Source organism: Brevundimonas sp. BH3, from assembly GCF_045345115.1.
In the GTDB taxonomy this organism is placed as follows: Bacteria; Pseudomonadota; Alphaproteobacteria; order Caulobacterales; family Caulobacteraceae; genus Brevundimonas.
Genome location: NZ_CP150796.1, coordinates 2,505,197 through 2,519,272, shown reverse-complemented (window position 1 = coordinate 2,519,272; position 14,076 = coordinate 2,505,197). Strand labels below are relative to the sequence as shown.

Annotated in this window: 18 protein-coding genes; 14 read left to right on the top strand and 4 right to left on the bottom strand. The window is 59.7% G+C overall.

Annotated elements, in window-relative coordinates; genetic code table 11:
* Nucleotides 1-100: 100 nt before the first annotated feature.
* The 3 genes from WEU32_RS12420 to WEU32_RS12410 all read right to left on the bottom strand — a co-directional run bounded on the left by WEU32_RS12420 (nucleotide 101) and on the right by WEU32_RS12410 (nucleotide 1,633).
* Complete coding sequence (locus tag WEU32_RS12420) at nucleotides 101-379, bottom strand: HU family DNA-binding protein (RefSeq protein WP_167179016.1); 279 nt, start codon at nucleotides 377-379, stop codon at nucleotides 101-103.
* A gap of 116 nt (nucleotides 380-495) precedes the next feature.
* A complete protein-coding gene (fliP, locus tag WEU32_RS12415; RefSeq protein WP_406853451.1) occupies nucleotides 496-1,269 on the bottom strand; it encodes a flagellar type III secretion system pore protein FliP in 774 nt (257 codons plus the stop codon).
* Nucleotides 1,270-1,303: 34 nt separating this feature from the next.
* Nucleotides 1,304-1,633 carry a FliO/MopB family protein gene (locus WEU32_RS12410; RefSeq protein WP_406852102.1) on the bottom strand — a complete coding sequence of 110 codons (330 nt, stop codon included), beginning with the start codon at nucleotides 1,631-1,633 and terminating at the stop codon, nucleotides 1,304-1,306.
* A gap of 177 nt (nucleotides 1,634-1,810) precedes the next feature.
* Here WEU32_RS12410 and WEU32_RS12405 point away from each other — a divergent pair, with 177 nt between their 5' ends.
* The 3 genes from WEU32_RS12405 to WEU32_RS12395 are packed head-to-tail and all read left to right on the top strand — an operon-like array spanning nucleotide 1,811 to nucleotide 2,992.
* Nucleotides 1,811-2,218 carry a flagellar basal body protein gene (locus tag WEU32_RS12405; RefSeq protein ID WP_312135600.1) on the top strand — a complete coding sequence of 136 codons (408 nt, stop codon included), beginning with the start codon at nucleotides 1,811-1,813 and terminating at the stop codon, nucleotides 2,216-2,218.
* 16 nt (nucleotides 2,219-2,234) lie between these two features.
* A complete protein-coding gene (flgC, locus tag WEU32_RS12400) occupies nucleotides 2,235-2,669 on the top strand; it encodes a flagellar basal body rod protein FlgC (protein WP_312135602.1) in 435 nt (144 codons plus the stop codon).
* An 11-nt stretch (nucleotides 2,670-2,680) separates the two neighbouring features.
* Nucleotides 2,681-2,992: a flagellar hook-basal body complex protein FliE gene (locus tag WEU32_RS12395; protein ID WP_406852101.1), complete on the top strand. Its 312-nt coding sequence runs from the start codon at nucleotides 2,681-2,683 to the stop codon at nucleotides 2,990-2,992.
* 176 nt (nucleotides 2,993-3,168) lie between these two features.
* On the opposite strand, the gene folE is transcribed toward WEU32_RS12395, so the two are convergent.
* On the bottom strand, nucleotides 3,169-3,756 hold the full coding sequence (gene folE, locus WEU32_RS12390; protein WP_312135606.1) for a GTP cyclohydrolase I FolE: 588 nt from the start codon (nucleotides 3,754-3,756) through the stop codon (nucleotides 3,169-3,171).
* A 167-nt stretch (nucleotides 3,757-3,923) separates the two neighbouring features.
* On the opposite strand from folE, the gene fliQ reads away from it, so the two are divergent.
* From fliQ to WEU32_RS12335, 11 genes are all read left to right on the top strand, one after another.
* Nucleotides 3,924-4,190: a flagellar biosynthesis protein FliQ gene (fliQ, locus tag WEU32_RS12385; RefSeq protein WP_312135608.1), complete on the top strand. Its 267-nt coding sequence runs from the start codon at nucleotides 3,924-3,926 to the stop codon at nucleotides 4,188-4,190.
* Nucleotides 4,191-4,197: 7 nt separating this feature from the next.
* Nucleotides 4,198-4,968 carry a flagellar biosynthetic protein FliR gene (gene fliR / locus WEU32_RS12380; protein ID WP_312135609.1) on the top strand — a complete coding sequence of 257 codons (771 nt, stop codon included), beginning with the start codon at nucleotides 4,198-4,200 and terminating at the stop codon, nucleotides 4,966-4,968.
* Nucleotides 4,961-6,037 (top strand): flagellar biosynthesis protein FlhB, encoded by a 1,077-nt coding sequence (flhB, locus tag WEU32_RS12375; protein WP_406852100.1) that lies wholly within the window; start codon nucleotides 4,961-4,963, stop codon nucleotides 6,035-6,037. Before fliR ends, flhB begins: the two co-directional genes overlap by 8 nt.
* A 16-nt stretch (nucleotides 6,038-6,053) precedes the next feature.
* Nucleotides 6,054-6,332: a hypothetical protein gene (locus WEU32_RS12370; protein WP_312135611.1), complete on the top strand. Its 279-nt coding sequence runs from the start codon at nucleotides 6,054-6,056 to the stop codon at nucleotides 6,330-6,332.
* 98 nt (nucleotides 6,333-6,430) lie between these two features.
* On the top strand, nucleotides 6,431-8,503 hold the full coding sequence (gene cckA / locus WEU32_RS12365) for a cell cycle histidine kinase CckA (protein WP_406852099.1): 2,073 nt from the start codon (nucleotides 6,431-6,433) through the stop codon (nucleotides 8,501-8,503).
* Between the two features lie 158 nt (nucleotides 8,504-8,661).
* Complete coding sequence (locus WEU32_RS12360; protein ID WP_312135613.1) at nucleotides 8,662-9,270, top strand: superoxide dismutase; 609 nt, start codon at nucleotides 8,662-8,664, stop codon at nucleotides 9,268-9,270.
* A gap of 162 nt (nucleotides 9,271-9,432) precedes the next feature.
* On the top strand, nucleotides 9,433-11,784 hold the full coding sequence (locus WEU32_RS12355) for an EAL domain-containing protein (RefSeq protein ID WP_406852098.1): 2,352 nt from the start codon (nucleotides 9,433-9,435) through the stop codon (nucleotides 11,782-11,784).
* Nucleotides 11,785-11,883: 99 nt separating this feature from the next.
* On the top strand, nucleotides 11,884-12,486 hold the full coding sequence (locus WEU32_RS12350) for a DUF2239 family protein (protein ID WP_406852097.1): 603 nt from the start codon (nucleotides 11,884-11,886) through the stop codon (nucleotides 12,484-12,486).
* Between the two features lie 150 nt (nucleotides 12,487-12,636).
* A complete protein-coding gene (rpsD, locus tag WEU32_RS12345) occupies nucleotides 12,637-13,254 on the top strand; it encodes a 30S ribosomal protein S4 (protein ID WP_312135616.1) in 618 nt (205 codons plus the stop codon).
* Nucleotides 13,255-13,405: 151 nt separating this feature from the next.
* Nucleotides 13,406-13,810: a hypothetical protein gene (locus WEU32_RS12340; protein ID WP_312135617.1), complete on the top strand. Its 405-nt coding sequence runs from the start codon at nucleotides 13,406-13,408 to the stop codon at nucleotides 13,808-13,810.
* A 125-nt stretch (nucleotides 13,811-13,935) separates the two neighbouring features.
* Nucleotides 13,936-14,076: a hypothetical protein gene (locus WEU32_RS12335; RefSeq protein WP_312135618.1), complete on the top strand. Its 141-nt coding sequence runs from the start codon at nucleotides 13,936-13,938 to the stop codon at nucleotides 14,074-14,076.

Genomic DNA, 14,076 nt, shown 5'->3' with positions numbered 1-14,076 from the left:
GGTTCGGAGCAATGGCTGGGGCTGTGGCATCGGTCCGCTTCGCGCGGGACCGGAATGAAAAATGGCGGCTCCGCAGGGAGCCGCCATTTCCAGATCAGGATTAGCTGTTCACAGCATCCTTGAGCGGCTTCGACACGCGGAAGCGCACAGCCTTCGAGGCCGGGATCTTGATGGTCGCGCCGGTGGCCGGGTTACGGCCTTCGCGCTCTGCACGCTCGGCAGTGTCGAACACGCCCAGGTTCGAGATGCGTACGTCACCACCAGCCTTGAGCGACTTGTGGATGTTCTCGACGATCGCGGTCAGCACCTTACCGGCGTCTGCCTGCGAAACACCTGCGTCCTTGGCGACGGCGGCGATCAGTTCGGCTTGAGTGGTCATTTGGGTATTTCCCGAAAGTGGTCGCCCGTTAATGTCGGGCGAAGACGATGGATCAACGACGGTTTCGGGCGATTTGGCAAGCCCCCTTACCGCGCAAATGTAGTGAGGGCGGGGATTTATCCCCCGCCAGCTGCTCTTTGGAAGCTTTCAACGAGGCTTCCGGCCACCAGTCTCCAGCCATCGACCAGTACGAAAAAGATCAGTTTGAACGGTAGGGATACAACCACAGGAGGAAGCATCATCATGCCCATGGACATGAGCACGCTGGCGACCACCAAATCGATCACAAGGAACGGAACGAAAAGGAGAAATCCGATTTCGAACGCCTTCTTGAGTTCACTGATCATGAAGGCTGGAGTGACCACCCGTAGGGGCAGTTCCTGCACGTCCGTCGGGGGCTCTATTTTCGACAGTCGTGTGAACAGGGCGAGGTCGCTGCGGTCCACCTGCGCCAGCATGAAGGTTTTTACCGGTTCGGAGGCCGCATCGAAGGCCTGAGGCAGCTCCATCTGCTGATCCATGAGGGGGCGGACCCCCGAATCATAGGCGTCCTGCCATGTCGGAGCCATGACGATGGCCGACAAAAACAGCGCCAGAGACACCAGAACCGCATTGGGCGGCGACTGCTGGAGGCCCAGCGCCGTCCGCAACAGTGACAGCACCACCACGATCCGCACAAAGCTGGTGGTCATGATGACGATGGACGGGGCCAGTGACAGCACCGTCATCAGCGCAACAAGTTGCACCACCCGTTCGGACAGGCCGGCACCCGTCCCCAGATCGATATTGATGGCCGACTGGGCCAAGGCGGCGACGGGCCATGCCACACAGGCCAGCGTGGCCAGCAACGACAACAGGGCGGCGCGTTTCAGTTCGGTCCTGTTGGGCATGGCAAAAACGGCAGGACGCTTAACCTCAGGGCGCTTAGAAGCGGTCATGGCCGATCCCTTGGTGTGCCGTGTTGCTATCGTTCGGTTTGTTTTCAACGGGACCACGCGGCTCGATCAGTTCGCGACCTTCGCCCAGCAGGATCAGGCGCTCTTCCTGATCGACGCGCACCAGTACCAGACGACGAGACGGATCGAGGATCAGGGTTTCGATGACTTTCAGACGCCGTTCCCTGCGTTCGCCCTGGGTTTGCAGGCGGGCCATCAGATCGGGCGCATAGCGGCGGACCGCATAGGCGGCCAGACCGATCAGGCCCAGCGTAATGGCGAGGCCAAAAATGGCCCTCAGCAGGTCAATCCAGTTCATTGGCCGTGTGTTGCCCGTTTTAGAGGGTAGGGTTCGGGGAGATGCGCTGACCACACCCTTGTTAAGGCGAAGGTTTCAACCAACGTGGTTAACACCGCTTTAAGATATAGAAGCTATTAACCCTGTAGGCGGCAAATTCTGCCGATCATATTTCCGGTGCCGCTTTTGGGAGGGGCCATGTCCGTTACAGACCTGTCGCTTCTGAACCAGATCAAAGGCCGTCTGGGCTGGCTGGATGACCGCCAGCGGGTGATCGCGCAAAACGTCGCCAACTCCGACACGCCTGGCTATGGCGCGCGCGACCTTAAGGTGCCGACCGATTTCGCCGCGGCGATGAACAAGGAACGCGGTGTACGGGTGATGACCACCCACGCGGCCCATATCGCACCGGCAGGACAGCCGGTCCGCTTTGATGTGAACCGTGCGCCGGATAGTGAAACCACGCTGGACGGCAATTCGGTGGTGGTCGAAGAACAGATGCTGAAAATGGCCGAAAGCCGTGCAGCCTATGACGCCGCCATCGGCTTTTATCAAAAATCCATGCAGATGATCCGACTTGCTGCCCGCAAGCCGGGTGCTGGCTGATTGCGAGGACTGAATCATGGCTGATCCGATTAATGGTCGCCCCGCGACTGCCCGCAATCCGGCCATGGGTGTGGCGGCAAGCGCACTTCGCGCTCAACAGTCGCGCATGCGGGTGATCGCCGAGAACATCGCCAATGCCAACTCGACCGCGCCGGTGGCCGGTGGCGAGCCCTATCGTCGCCAGATGCCCGTGTTTCAGGCGCGTGACCTGAATGGTGCAACCGGTGTTGTGCTGGCCGATGTGCGCTCTGACCAAAGCGCCTTCAAGCTGGAATATGATCCTTCGCATCCGGCCGCCAATGCCGAAGGCTATGTGCAGCGCCCGAACGTGGATACCCTCGTCGAGGCCATGGACATGCGCGAGGCGCAGCGGGCCTATGAGGCCAACCTCAATGTGATCGAGACGGCGCGCGCGATGGAATCGCGCACCCTCGACATCATCAAGCGTTAAGGGGCTAGGTTATGAATCCGATGATGGCGGCACGCCTCTATTCGACGGTTCAGGGCGGAGCCATGCCGTCCTCGCCCACGCCGCAGGCCAATCCGGTCGCAGAAGGTCCGGGCTTTGCCGACATGCTGAAATCGGTGGTCACCCAGACCGCCGAGCAGACACGCGGTGCCGAGATGCAGATGGCCCAGAATGTTCAGGGCCAAGGCAGTCTGATCGATGTGGTGACATCCATCAGTGCAGCCGAAGCTTCGCTGGAAACCGTTCTGGCGGTCAGAGATCAGGTGATCTCGGCCTATAAGGAAATCATGGCCATGCCGATCTAGCGGCTTTTTTGTTTCGCCGCGCTCGTCGGCCCTTCGGGACCTCCCGACCCGACACGGGCTTTTCTAGCGTGCCGCGCTCGTCGGCCTTCGGACCTCCCGACCCGACGCGGCGTGAAAATAAAAAAGGGCGGCTTCGCATGGAGCCGCCCTTTTTCTTTCGGGGAGAGTATGGCCGCTTAGTTGCGCACGAGGCGCAGGAATTCCTCGCGGGTGCGCGGGTCTTCGCGCACGGTGCCCAGCAGGCACGAGGTGACAAGGGTGGAGTTGGGCAGGTTCACACCGCGCATGGTCATGCACGAGTGTTCGGCCTCGATCACCACACCCACGCCGTGCGGTTGCAGCACGTCCATAATGGTGTTGGCGATTTCCGCTGTCATTTTTTCCTGAATCTGCAGGCGACGGCCAAAACCCTGAACCACGCGGGCCAGCTTGGAAATGCCCACGACGCGGTTGGTCGGCAGATAGGCCACATGAGCGCGACCGATGACCGGCAGCATGTGGTGTTCGCAGTGCGAGACGAAACGGATGTCCTTCAGGACCACCAGTTCGTCATAACCGCCGACCTCTTCGAAGGTGCGCTCCAGATATTCGCGCGGGTCGGAATGATAGCCCTGAAACAACTCGCGATAGGATTTGGTCACGCGCTTTGGCGTGTCCAGCAGGCCTTCGCGGTCGGGATTGTCGCCCGCCCAGCGGATCAGGGTACGGACGGCGGCTTCGGCCTCTTCCTGAGAGACGCTTTGGGAATGATCGTGGTCACACATGAGCGCCTTGTAGGACAGGCAATCGCATTTGGGGAGAGGCGATAGGCCTCCATTCGTCACAGGACCGTTTCTGTGGTGGTCTTGCAGGCCAAATCAGGTTTTGATTTGCGAGGTTATCAAGTCGTTAACCATAATGTCGGCATTTTCTGCCCAGTGAAGCGGAGCGGTTGATGAGCGGCGCAGAAGTTCTGGATATTGGACGTGATGCCCTTTGGCTGACGATCCAGCTTTGCCTGCCTGCGCTGGTGGTCGCTCTGGTCGTGGGTGTTGCGATCGGTCTGTTTCAGGCCCTGACCCAGATTCAGGAGCAGACCCTGGTCTATGCACCTAAAATCATTGCCATTTTTGTCTCGCTTCTGCTGTTCCTTCCTTTGATGGGCGCGCTGCTGGGGGCGTTTATGCGCGATATCGCGGCGCGGATCGCAGGCATCTAGGTCCGGCATGGAGCCTTACGCCACCGTCGATCAGGTCTGGGCTGGCGGGCTTTTGTTCGCCCGTCTCGGGGCGATCATCATGCTGCTGCCCGGTATTGGCGAGAGCTATGTACCCGCACGGATCAGGCTGTCTCTGGCCCTGCTGCTGGCCATGACGCTCTATCCGGTGGTGGGGCATACGCTTCCGGCCCTGCCGCCAACCACGGGCGGGATGGTCGGATGGATTTTACGTGAGGTTGCCACGGGATTGGCGATCGGTGCCATCCTGCGACTGTTCATGGCGGCCCTGATGACGGCGGGCGAGATCGTTTCTATGCAAACGACGCTGGGCTTTTCGCAGACAGCCAACCCGATGCAGGCCGCCCCCGGATCGACCCTGTCGGCCTTTCTTGTGCTGTTGGGGGTGACTCTGATCTTTGCCACCGACACCCATCACCTGTTTATCGGGGCTATGGTCGGTTCCTATGAAATGATTGCACCGGCCAAGCCTCTGGTCGCCACCGATTTTTCGGAAATGGCGGTGCGCACCCTGGGGCAGAGCTTCCTGCTTGGTGTGCAACTGGCCGCGCCGGTTCTGGTGTTTGCGCTGGTGTTCAATCTGGCCTCGGGGCTGGTGGCGCGGGTGATGCCGTCGTTTCAGGTCTATTTTGCTGCCGCACCGCTCAGTGTGCTTCTGGGCCTGTCGGTCTTTGCTTTGAGCCTTGGTGTATTGGGGACGGTCTTTATCGACCGCTATCGTGCCCTGATCCGCGTGTTCATGGGGGGCGCGCTTGGCTGAAGACGCCGACCAAGACTCTAAAACAGAAGAGGCCAGCCCCCGAAAACTTATGGATGCGCGCAAAAAGGGTGACTTTGCGCGTTCCCCCGATGTGGCCACCACACTGTCTCTGGCGGGGGCTGCGGCCGTCTTGTTGTTGGGCGGCTCCTATTTCAGTCAGCAGATGGCGGCGGACCTGTTGCCGTTTATCGCGCGTCCACACTCCATGCTGGGCGGTCTGGAAGCCGGTGCAGGTGTCGAGATCGGCCTACACGCCCTGACAGCAGCCGCCCCGTTCCTGATGGTGCTGATGCTGGCCGTGATTGTGGGCAGTGTGTTTGGCAATGTGGCCCAGTCCCAGGGCTTTATCCTGACGACCGAAAAGCTGAAGCCCAAGCTGTCGACCCTTAACCCGCTCACCGGTTTCAAGCGTATTTTCGGACCGGACGGACTGGTCCAGTTCCTGAAAACCTTCATCAAGCTGGTGGCTATTGGAGTGGTCTGCTGGCTGGTGCTGAAACCACATGTGCGCGAGCTGGAAAACCTTGCGGCCATGAGCCCGATGGCCATCCTGCCTTTTGCGATGGATATCTGTATCCGGCTGTTTATCGCGGCGTTGATCTTTCTGGCCTTCACAGCGGGGGCCGATTATATCTGGCAGCGTATCCGCTTTGCCAAACGCATGCGGATGACCAAACAGGAATCCAAGGACGACTTCAAACAGTCCGAAGGCGATCCGCACGTTAAAGCCAAGCTACGCCAGCTTCGTATGCAGCGCAGCCGCCAGCGTATGATGCAGGCCGTGCCGACCGCGACCGTGATCGTCACCAACCCGACCCACTATTCGGTGGCGCTGCGCTATAATCCTGATGATGGTGATCCTGCGCCCGTCTGCGTGGCCAAGGGCGTGGATGCCGTCGCCTTGCGTATCCGCGAGGTGGCCAAGGAACACGATGTGGCTATCGTCGAGAATGTGCCACTTGCGCGCGCTCTCTATGCGGTGGTCGAGGTGGACGAGATCATCCCGCGCGAACATTTTGAAGCCGCGGCCAAGGTGATCGGCTTTGTGATGCAGCAGAAACGCCGCTAATCGTGAGGATGCATTTATGCGTGTGACCAAGTTGACAGGCGTTCTGGTGAGCGGTCTGTTTTTGACCGGCTGCGCCTCGGTATCGATCTCGCCTGCGCCTGTTGAGAGTGAAGCGCTTGGTCAGGTGCAATATCTGGCCACAACCAAGCATTTCTCCAATGATCCGTCCCGTGCAGAAGCGCGCATGAAATCGGCGGCTGTAAAGCACTGCGCCAAAGAGAATACAGGCGCTCCTGTGGCGAATGAATCCTATGGTTTGATGGGAAACTGGTTCATGCTTTTCAGCTGCCAGTGATGGCGAGCGCAGATTGGCTGTGTCCTGCAACGGGACAGGATAGAGTTAAGTTTCGTTCTTTAGACTGACCTCGAATGATTCGCTGAAGGCGACGCGAGATGACTGTTTCCACACCTCAGGACCGGCTCCGTAACAAGGGCGTTCGCACGTCGCGTCTGGACCCGCTGTTGTTATTGATGGCGGTGGGGTTTGCCCTGGTTGTGGCGGCCATTGCCTTTCCGGCTTTCCGTATCAATGCGTGGGGTGCGCCCAGCCTGATACTGGTGCTGACGGCGGGGGTCATTGCGACAATGGGGCTGCTGGTGTTCGGGCGGGGCGAGGCGCGCCGTCCTCTGGGCGATACCGCGGTGGACATGCTGGATGCCATGGCCGAACCGGCGGCTCTGGTTTGGGAATCCGGTCAGGTGCTGGCCTATAATGCCGCATGGGCCGAAGAAAACGGCGACCTGATCCATCTGCCGCGCGGCAAGTCGGGCAGGGCGCTGTATATGGCCTTTGCTCAGGCCCGCGAAGGCGATCAGGGTCGCGCCATTGTCCAGATCGGTGCGCGCGAAAAAGAAGTTTTGATCGGTCTGGCCGGACAGGGACGTTTTCTGGTGCGGGCGGCACCGGATGCCGTCCTGCCGATCTCGCCCGAGCCGCGCCAGACATCTCCGGTGGCCACGGCAATGGGAGAGGCGAGGGCCATGGCTGCAGGGGCACCGTTTGGTTCGGGCGTGATTGCAGGCGATGATCTGTTTGCCGGTCGAGTGACCGATGCCAATGCAGCCCTGTCGCTGCTGACCGGCCCCGCGGCGTCGGGCGATGCCGCCTTTGGTCATTTGTTTGATTCGGGTGGTCTGGCCGAGGCGCGCAACAAGCTGGAAGCGGGTTCATCCGGTCCGATTGAACTGGTGGCACGCGCCCACCCCGATCGTAGCCTGCACCTTTATGTCGCGCCCGAGGGCGAGGCCCGCCGCGTCTGGCTGTTCGATGTGACGGGCCAGAAGTCGATGGAGCTGCAACTGTCGCAAGCCCAGAAGATGCAGGCCGTCGGCCAGCTCGCGGGCGGTGTGGCGCACGATTTCAACAACCTTCTGACCGCGATCCAGCTACAGCTCAGCGGCCTTCTGGAGCGTCATCCGGTCGGCGATCCGTCCTATGAAGGTCTGAACGAAATCCGCCAGACGGCCATTCGCGCGGCCGATCTGGTGCGCAAGCTTCTGGCCTTCTCGCGCAAGTCTACCGTCCGCCGCGAGCGTCTGGACCTTGGCGAACTGGTGGGCGAGTTTACTGTCCTGCTGCGTCGTCTGCTGCGCGAGGATGTGCGGCTGGAAACCGATTACGGGCGTGATCTGCCCTTGGTGCTGGCTGACAAGAGCCAATTGGAGACGGCGGTGATGAACCTTGCCGTCAATGCGCGTGATGCCATGCGTGGGGTGGTCGAGCCGGGGGCCGGGGTGGTGACGATCCGCACCCGTCAACTGACGCAGAGCCTCGCTCGCGAGATGGGCTGGCGCGATGCCCCCGAAAACGTGGCCCTGATCGAGGTGGCCGATACCGGCCCCGGTGTGCCGGTCGAACTGCTGGACAAGATTTTCGAGCCCTTCTTTACGACCAAGGCGGTCAATGAAGGCACCGGCATGGGGCTGGCCACGGTTTACGGCATCGTCCAGCAGGCGGGTGGCCATATCAATGTTGCCAATATCGAAGGCGCGGGTGCGGCCTTCCGTATCTTCCTGCCCGCTGCGTCTGCCGAGGAACTGGTCGAGGTTCCGGTGGTCGAGAAGGTTGCCAAGGCACCGCGCGATCTTTCGGGCGCAGGCCGTATCCTGTTTGTCGAGGACGAGGCAGCGGTGCGCGGTATCGCAGCGCGTCTACTGCGCCAGCGCGGCTATGAGGTGATCGAGGCAGCCGATGGCGAAGAGGCACTGGTGCTGGCCGAGGAATGGGCGGGCCAGATCGACATGCTGATTTCCGATGTCATTATGCCGGGGCTGGACGGGCCGTCGCTGCTGCGCAAAGCGCGCCAATATATAGGCGATGTGCCGGTACTGTTTATCTCGGGATATGCCGAGAGCGATTTCTCGGACCTGCTACAGGACGAGATCGGGGTCAGCTTCCTGCCCAAGCCTCTGGATATTAAATCCCTGGCTGAGCGCGTGAAGCAGGAACTGCACGCTGAAGCCTGATGGGCGTAATAGGTAGGAACGCAGTTCTCAGTGCGGACGTTCCCTTGTGCGGAAAAATCGACGAAATAAGCGCTAATTCAAGAAACAGGCTTGGGTTCAGGATTTGCGGCCTTAGATAGAGGTCAGGAATCAGAACCCACGCTGCAAGGAGCTTTCCCATGGCTTTCACCCTTCCGCCGCTGCCGTATGCCCATGACGGTCTGGAACCGGTCATTGACGCCAACACGATGTCGTACCACTACGACAAGCACCACCAGACCTATGTCGACAACCTGAACAAGGCCGTGGAAGCCGCAGGCGTTGCCGGTCAGTCCTATGAAGAACTGTTCGCCAAGATGTCGACCCTGCCGGCTGCCGTGCGCAACAATTCGGGTGGCGTGTGGAACCACACCTTCTTCTGGAACGGCATGGCTCCGGTCGGTCAGGGCGGCGAGCCTTCGGCTGAACTGGCTGCGGCCATCGACGCCGACCTCGGCGGCATGGAAGCCTTCAAGGAAGCCTTCAACAATGCAGGTCTGGGCCGTTTCGGTTCGGGCTGGGCTTGGCTGATCGTACAGGACGGCAAGCTGAAGATCGTCTCGACGCCGAACCAGGACAACCCGCTGATGGACATCGCCGAAGACAAGGGCGCTCCGCTGCTGGTCGCCGACGTCTGGGAGCATGCCTATTACCTGCAATACCAGAACCGTCGCGCCGAGTTCCTGAAGGCCTTCTGGACCATCGTAAACTGGAACAAGGTCAACGAGCTGTACGCAGCCGCCAAGTAACAATATAGAACATTGTTACTCATTGCATTTTGCAATGTTTTACGAAAAGGGCCGGGAATTCCCGGCCCTTTTTATATTGTAATATCTCGTTAACCTTAACTCTTTGCGGCTCGGTTAGAACCCTCTTCTACGGATGCACCCGATTGTAATTCGGGGCGTAGAATGCGCGTAGTGTCGTGTCTGGTGGAAGACCATAACCTGTTGCTGGTAGGACTGGCAGCCGTTGTGTGCGTGATCGGTTCGATCATCACCATGAACCTGTTCAAGAAGATGCGCAGCAGTCGCGGCCTGAACAGGATAACCTGGCAATTCATGGCGGCTGCCGCCGGTGGAGCCTCAATCTGGTGCACGCACTTCATTGCCATGCTGGCATGGCGGCCCGAGGTCATCAGCACCTATGAGCCCGTACTGACCGCATTGTCGCTGATCGTGGCCATCGGGGGGTGCGCCTTGTCGATGTTTGTCGGGGCCTTCAGGTTCCAGACCGCACCGGTGCTGGGCGGAGCTATCTTCGGTGTGGCCGTCTCTACCATGCACTATACGGGCATGCTGGGCCTACGCACGCATGCGGTTCTGCACTTCGACATGCCCTATGTCGTCGCTTCAATGCTGCTCGCTGCCGTCTTGGGGATGGGGGCCTATACGCTGGCCGCCTATGCCAGTCCGCGCTACCGCATGGCGCTGTCCAGTGCAGTGATGGTTCTGGCCATTGTCAGCCTGCACTTTACCGGCATGGCGGCGCTGGTTGTGTCCCCGATCGGTGGTGTGCCGGACTATTCGGGTGTGAACGATGGGTTTTTGGCCTTTGGCGTGGCCGGTGTGGCCCTGCTGCTGCTGGGGTCGGCTCTGGCATCCTATGTTCTGCATGAACAGGCACAGGCGCGCGAACGCCGCCGCCTCAAGGCGCTGCTGGAGGGCAGCGTAGACGGCATGGTGGTGGAAGGCCGCAACGGCATCATGATGTTCAACAAGGCCTTTGCCGAACTTGTCGGGGCTGCTGATGGAACTCTTCATCTCTCGTCGATTGGCAGCTGGATCGAAGATGCCCAGTCAATGTCCGACCAGACCGTCGTCCAGAGCCAACTGAAAACCGAAGCGGGAGAGGTCATTCCGGTCGAGGTTGCGGTACGGGCTGATCATGGTGATTCCGGTGAAAGCCTGCGCCTGTTCTCGGTGCGCGATCTTCGCCGTCGTCTGGAACAGGAGCGCCGCATCGCGTTTCTGGCCCGCAATGACAGCCTGACCAGCTTGCCGAACCGCGCATCCTTCCTCGAAAAGCTGGAGCGAATGGCGCATCTGCACAAACACGCGCCGGGTTTTGCGCTTTTGGCGATCGACCTTGACCGCTTCAAGGAGGTCAATGACTTGTATGGTCACAGCGTGGGTGACCAGTTGCTGGTCCATATTGCTGGCGAGATGAAGGCTGTGATCCGCGAAGGCGAGTTTGTCGCGCGCCAGGGCGGTGACGAGTTTGTTGCCATTGTTCCGCTGAATAATCTGTCCGGCCAGCGCGAAGAAGCACGCGCGGCGGCCCAGCGTCTGCGCGAAGCCATCATCACGCCCATGCAGGGCGAGCACACTGAAATGGGTTGCGGTGCTTCGATTGGTGTCGCCTTGTGGCCGCAAGATGCGTCTGAAACCTCAATCCTGATCAATAATGCGGATCTGGCCATGTATCGCGCCAAGGCCGCTCTGGCCGAAGAGATTTGCTTTTATGAAAAGACCATGGACGAGGCGGTGCGTCAGCGCCGTCGCGTGACCCAAGGATTGCGTGATGCACTCGAGAACCAAGAGTTCGAGCTGTATTATCAGCCACAGGTGGCGGTCGATACCCGTGAAATCACCGGCTACGAAGCTCTGCTGCGTTGGCGCCAAAAGGACGGTAGCTTTATCTCTCCGGCCGAGTTTATTCCGGTGGCAGAGGATACCGGCCTGATCCTGCCGATCGGGGAATGGGTGCTTCGCCGCGCCTGTGAAGAGGCCAAGCATTGGGACAAGCCACTGCGTCTGGCTGTGAACCTCTCGCCGGTGCAGCTGGGCCATACGGACCTGCCGCGTCTGGTCCATCAGGTGCTGATCGATACAGGCTTTCCGCCCGCGCGACTGGAGCTGGAAATCACCGAAACGGCCATGATTACCGACATGGCCCGATCGACCTTTATCCTGCGTCAGTTGAAAGCTTTGGGCGTGTCGATTGCCATGGATGATTTCGGTACCGGCTATTCGTCGCTATCGACCTTGCGGGCCTTCCCGTTTGACAAGATCAAGCTGGATCGGGCGTTTATGGGCGAGCTGGAAGACAACACCCAGTCACGGGCCATTATCCGTGCCGTGCTGTCTCTGGGCGAAAGTCTAAGCATTCCGGTTCTGGCCGAAGGCGTGGAAACCGTGGACCAGCTCAACTTCCTGCGGGAACAGGGATGTGACGAGGTTCAGGGCTACCTGTTGGGACGACCAAGCCGCAGGGCACTGCCCCTGTCACAGGAAAGCGTAGAGATTGCCAAGGCCGGTTAGGCCGAAAAGGGGCCGGTTATCCGGTCCTTTTTTATTGTCCGGCATTTTATTTTTATCCGGATGATTTACGGATTTTATTTATACCCGTATATAAATCTCATGTCACAGGAAAACACACCCTCCCATGTCGCGGCATTTGCCGGATCGAAGCTGATCGCCGCAGGGCCGTTGGCACAGGTTGCCCTGCATGTTCACGCGCAGCCGGCCACAGATTGCCCCGTACTGGTCTTTAGCGATGAGACCGGTCGCGTGATCGATCTGGATCTGCGTGGCACGCGCGAGGACGTGGCGCAGCGTTATGCAGAGGCGACCCAGCCGCAAGAGGCCCCATCACAAGAAGCCCCCAAAGGACGCGGGCGGCCCAAATTGGGGGTCGTCCCGCGCGAGATCACCTTGCTGCCAAGGCACTGGGAATGGTTGGCCAGCCAGAAGGGCGGAGCGTCACAAACACTTCGCCGACTGGTGGACGAGGCCCGCAAGGCGGACGGCGGACGTACGCAGGCCAAGGCGGCGCAGGAGCGAACCTATCGTTTCGTGACCGCGCTGGCCGGAGACCTGCCCGATTACGAAGAAGCGGTGCGAGCGCTGTTTGCATCGGATGGGGCGGCACTGGATCGGCACATGCAGGCCTGGCCCGCAGATGTCCGGCAATATGCCCTGCGGTTGCTGGGTGAAAACGTCGCGAACGACCGTAAAGATTGACTCTGCGGGGCATCGAGGCGATAAGCGCGCCCTTCACATCTCGGGTTTACGCCCGAGGTGGGTTTATACACGGACGATGCGTGAACCGCCGTTGAGATAGTCTTTCCAATAGGGGAAGGACCGGGCCGCGTCATATTAAGAGAGTAGACTATGTCCAAGCGTCATAGCGCCAAGTACAAACTCGACCGCGCCATGGGCGAAAACCTGTGGGGCCGCGCCAAATCGCCGGTCAACAAGCGTTCGTACGGCCCGGGCCAGCACGGCCAGCGTCGTAAGTCGAAGGTTTCGGACTTCGGTCTGCAACTGAAGGCCAAACAAAAGCTCAAAGGCTACTACGGCAACATCACTGAGAAGCAATTCGCAGCGACCTATGCCGAAGCTAACCGCCGCAAGGGCAACACTTCGGAAAACCTTATCGGTCTGCTGGAATCGCGTCTGGACGCTATCGTCTACCGCGCCAAATTCGTTCCGACCGTTTGGGCTGCCCGTCAGTTCGTCTCGCACGGCCACGTCACCGTCAACGGCAAGAAGGTCGATATCGCTTCTTACCGCGTGAAGGTCGGCGACGTCGTCGAGATCAAGGAAAAGTCGCGCAACATGGCTCTGGTGCTGGAAGCACTGCAGTCGGGCGAACGCGATATCCCGGACTATCTGGAACAAGGCGAGCGCGGTTTCTCGATCCGCTATGTTCGCGTTCCGGAACTGGCTGACGTGCCGTATCCGGTGAAGATGGAACCGAACCTGATCGTCGAATACTACTCGTCGTAAGATCGGTCTGTTCGTTCATTCGAGCATACATCGCATCGAAAGAGGCCTCGTCTCGACGGGGCCTCTTTTATTTTAAAGAACAGTGTTCCCATGAGCTGCGAAACGGGTCATGGTTTATCCGGGCAACGATGTGGAAGTCGGGAGGGACAAAATGCGTAATCTTGATACCCGCCTGACGGGGGTGTTGGCATCCGGTGCGCTGTTGCTGGTGTCGGCCTGTGTATCCAATACATCGGTACCGCCCATGCTGACGTCCGAACAGCCGGGCGTATTGGAGCCGGTCTATGCGGCTGCTGTGGCGGGCGATGTGGCTGTCGTGCGGGTGGCCAGCAATGGCTGCACTACCAAGGCGGATCTGCATCCCTATCTGGCCCGCGAGGGCGGGGTTACGGTGATGACCGTGCGCCGCGTGGGCAATGATGTTTGCCAAAACCCGCGCGAAGACAGTCTAGAACTTCAGTGGACCTTCGAGGAACTGGGTGTGCCTGCCGGAACGCTGGTCAGCGTTAGCAATCCCTTTCCGAACCGCGACGACGATTCCGAAACGGGCCAATAGGCGAAACACCGTCGTGCGATGCGTGGCACCGCATTTAGTCTGACCAAAAATTCACGTGATCCGTGAAGGTGATACGACGATAAAGCTGCACCTTTATTGTTTTACTGCCTCATCGGAGAAGCTGCATGCGCCGTCTTGTTATCGGGTTTGTTACTCTGGCCATCACGGCACCCCTGCTGTCGGGTTGCATCATCATTGCCACCGACAAGCCGACCACCCGCGTCATCCATTCCAGCGCGCCGGCTTCTTCGGGCGATGATAACTGA

Excerpts from the sequence above, each read along its gene's own strand:
- WEU32_RS12420 (WP_167179016.1), bottom strand. The coding sequence starts at position 379 with ATGACCACTCAAGCCGAACTGATCGCCGCCGTCGCCAAGGACGCAGGT.
- fliP (WP_406853451.1), bottom strand. The coding sequence starts at position 1,269 with ATGCCCAACAGGACCGAACTGAAACGCGCCGCCCTGTTGTCGTTGCTG.
- WEU32_RS12410 (WP_406852102.1), bottom strand. The coding sequence starts at position 1,633 with ATGAACTGGATTGACCTGCTGAGGGCCATTTTTGGCCTCGCCATTACG.
- WEU32_RS12405 (WP_312135600.1), top strand. The coding sequence starts at position 1,811 with ATGTCCGTTACAGACCTGTCGCTTCTGAACCAGATCAAAGGCCGTCTG.
- flgC (WP_312135602.1), top strand. The coding sequence starts at position 2,235 with ATGGCTGATCCGATTAATGGTCGCCCCGCGACTGCCCGCAATCCGGCC.
- WEU32_RS12395 (WP_406852101.1), top strand. The coding sequence starts at position 2,681 with ATGAATCCGATGATGGCGGCACGCCTCTATTCGACGGTTCAGGGCGGA.
- folE (WP_312135606.1), bottom strand. The coding sequence starts at position 3,756 with ATGTGTGACCACGATCATTCCCAAAGCGTCTCTCAGGAAGAGGCCGAA.
- fliR (WP_312135609.1), top strand. The coding sequence starts at position 4,198 with ATGGAGCCTTACGCCACCGTCGATCAGGTCTGGGCTGGCGGGCTTTTG.
- WEU32_RS12370 (WP_312135611.1), top strand. The coding sequence starts at position 6,054 with ATGCGTGTGACCAAGTTGACAGGCGTTCTGGTGAGCGGTCTGTTTTTG.
- cckA (WP_406852099.1), top strand. The coding sequence starts at position 6,431 with ATGACTGTTTCCACACCTCAGGACCGGCTCCGTAACAAGGGCGTTCGC.
- WEU32_RS12360 (WP_312135613.1), top strand. The coding sequence starts at position 8,662 with ATGGCTTTCACCCTTCCGCCGCTGCCGTATGCCCATGACGGTCTGGAA.
- WEU32_RS12355 (WP_406852098.1), top strand. The coding sequence starts at position 9,433 with ATGCGCGTAGTGTCGTGTCTGGTGGAAGACCATAACCTGTTGCTGGTA.
- WEU32_RS12350 (WP_406852097.1), top strand. The coding sequence starts at position 11,884 with ATGTCACAGGAAAACACACCCTCCCATGTCGCGGCATTTGCCGGATCG.
- rpsD (WP_312135616.1), top strand. The coding sequence starts at position 12,637 with ATGTCCAAGCGTCATAGCGCCAAGTACAAACTCGACCGCGCCATGGGC.
- WEU32_RS12340 (WP_312135617.1), top strand. The coding sequence starts at position 13,406 with ATGCGTAATCTTGATACCCGCCTGACGGGGGTGTTGGCATCCGGTGCG.
- WEU32_RS12335 (WP_312135618.1), top strand. The coding sequence starts at position 13,936 with ATGCGCCGTCTTGTTATCGGGTTTGTTACTCTGGCCATCACGGCACCC.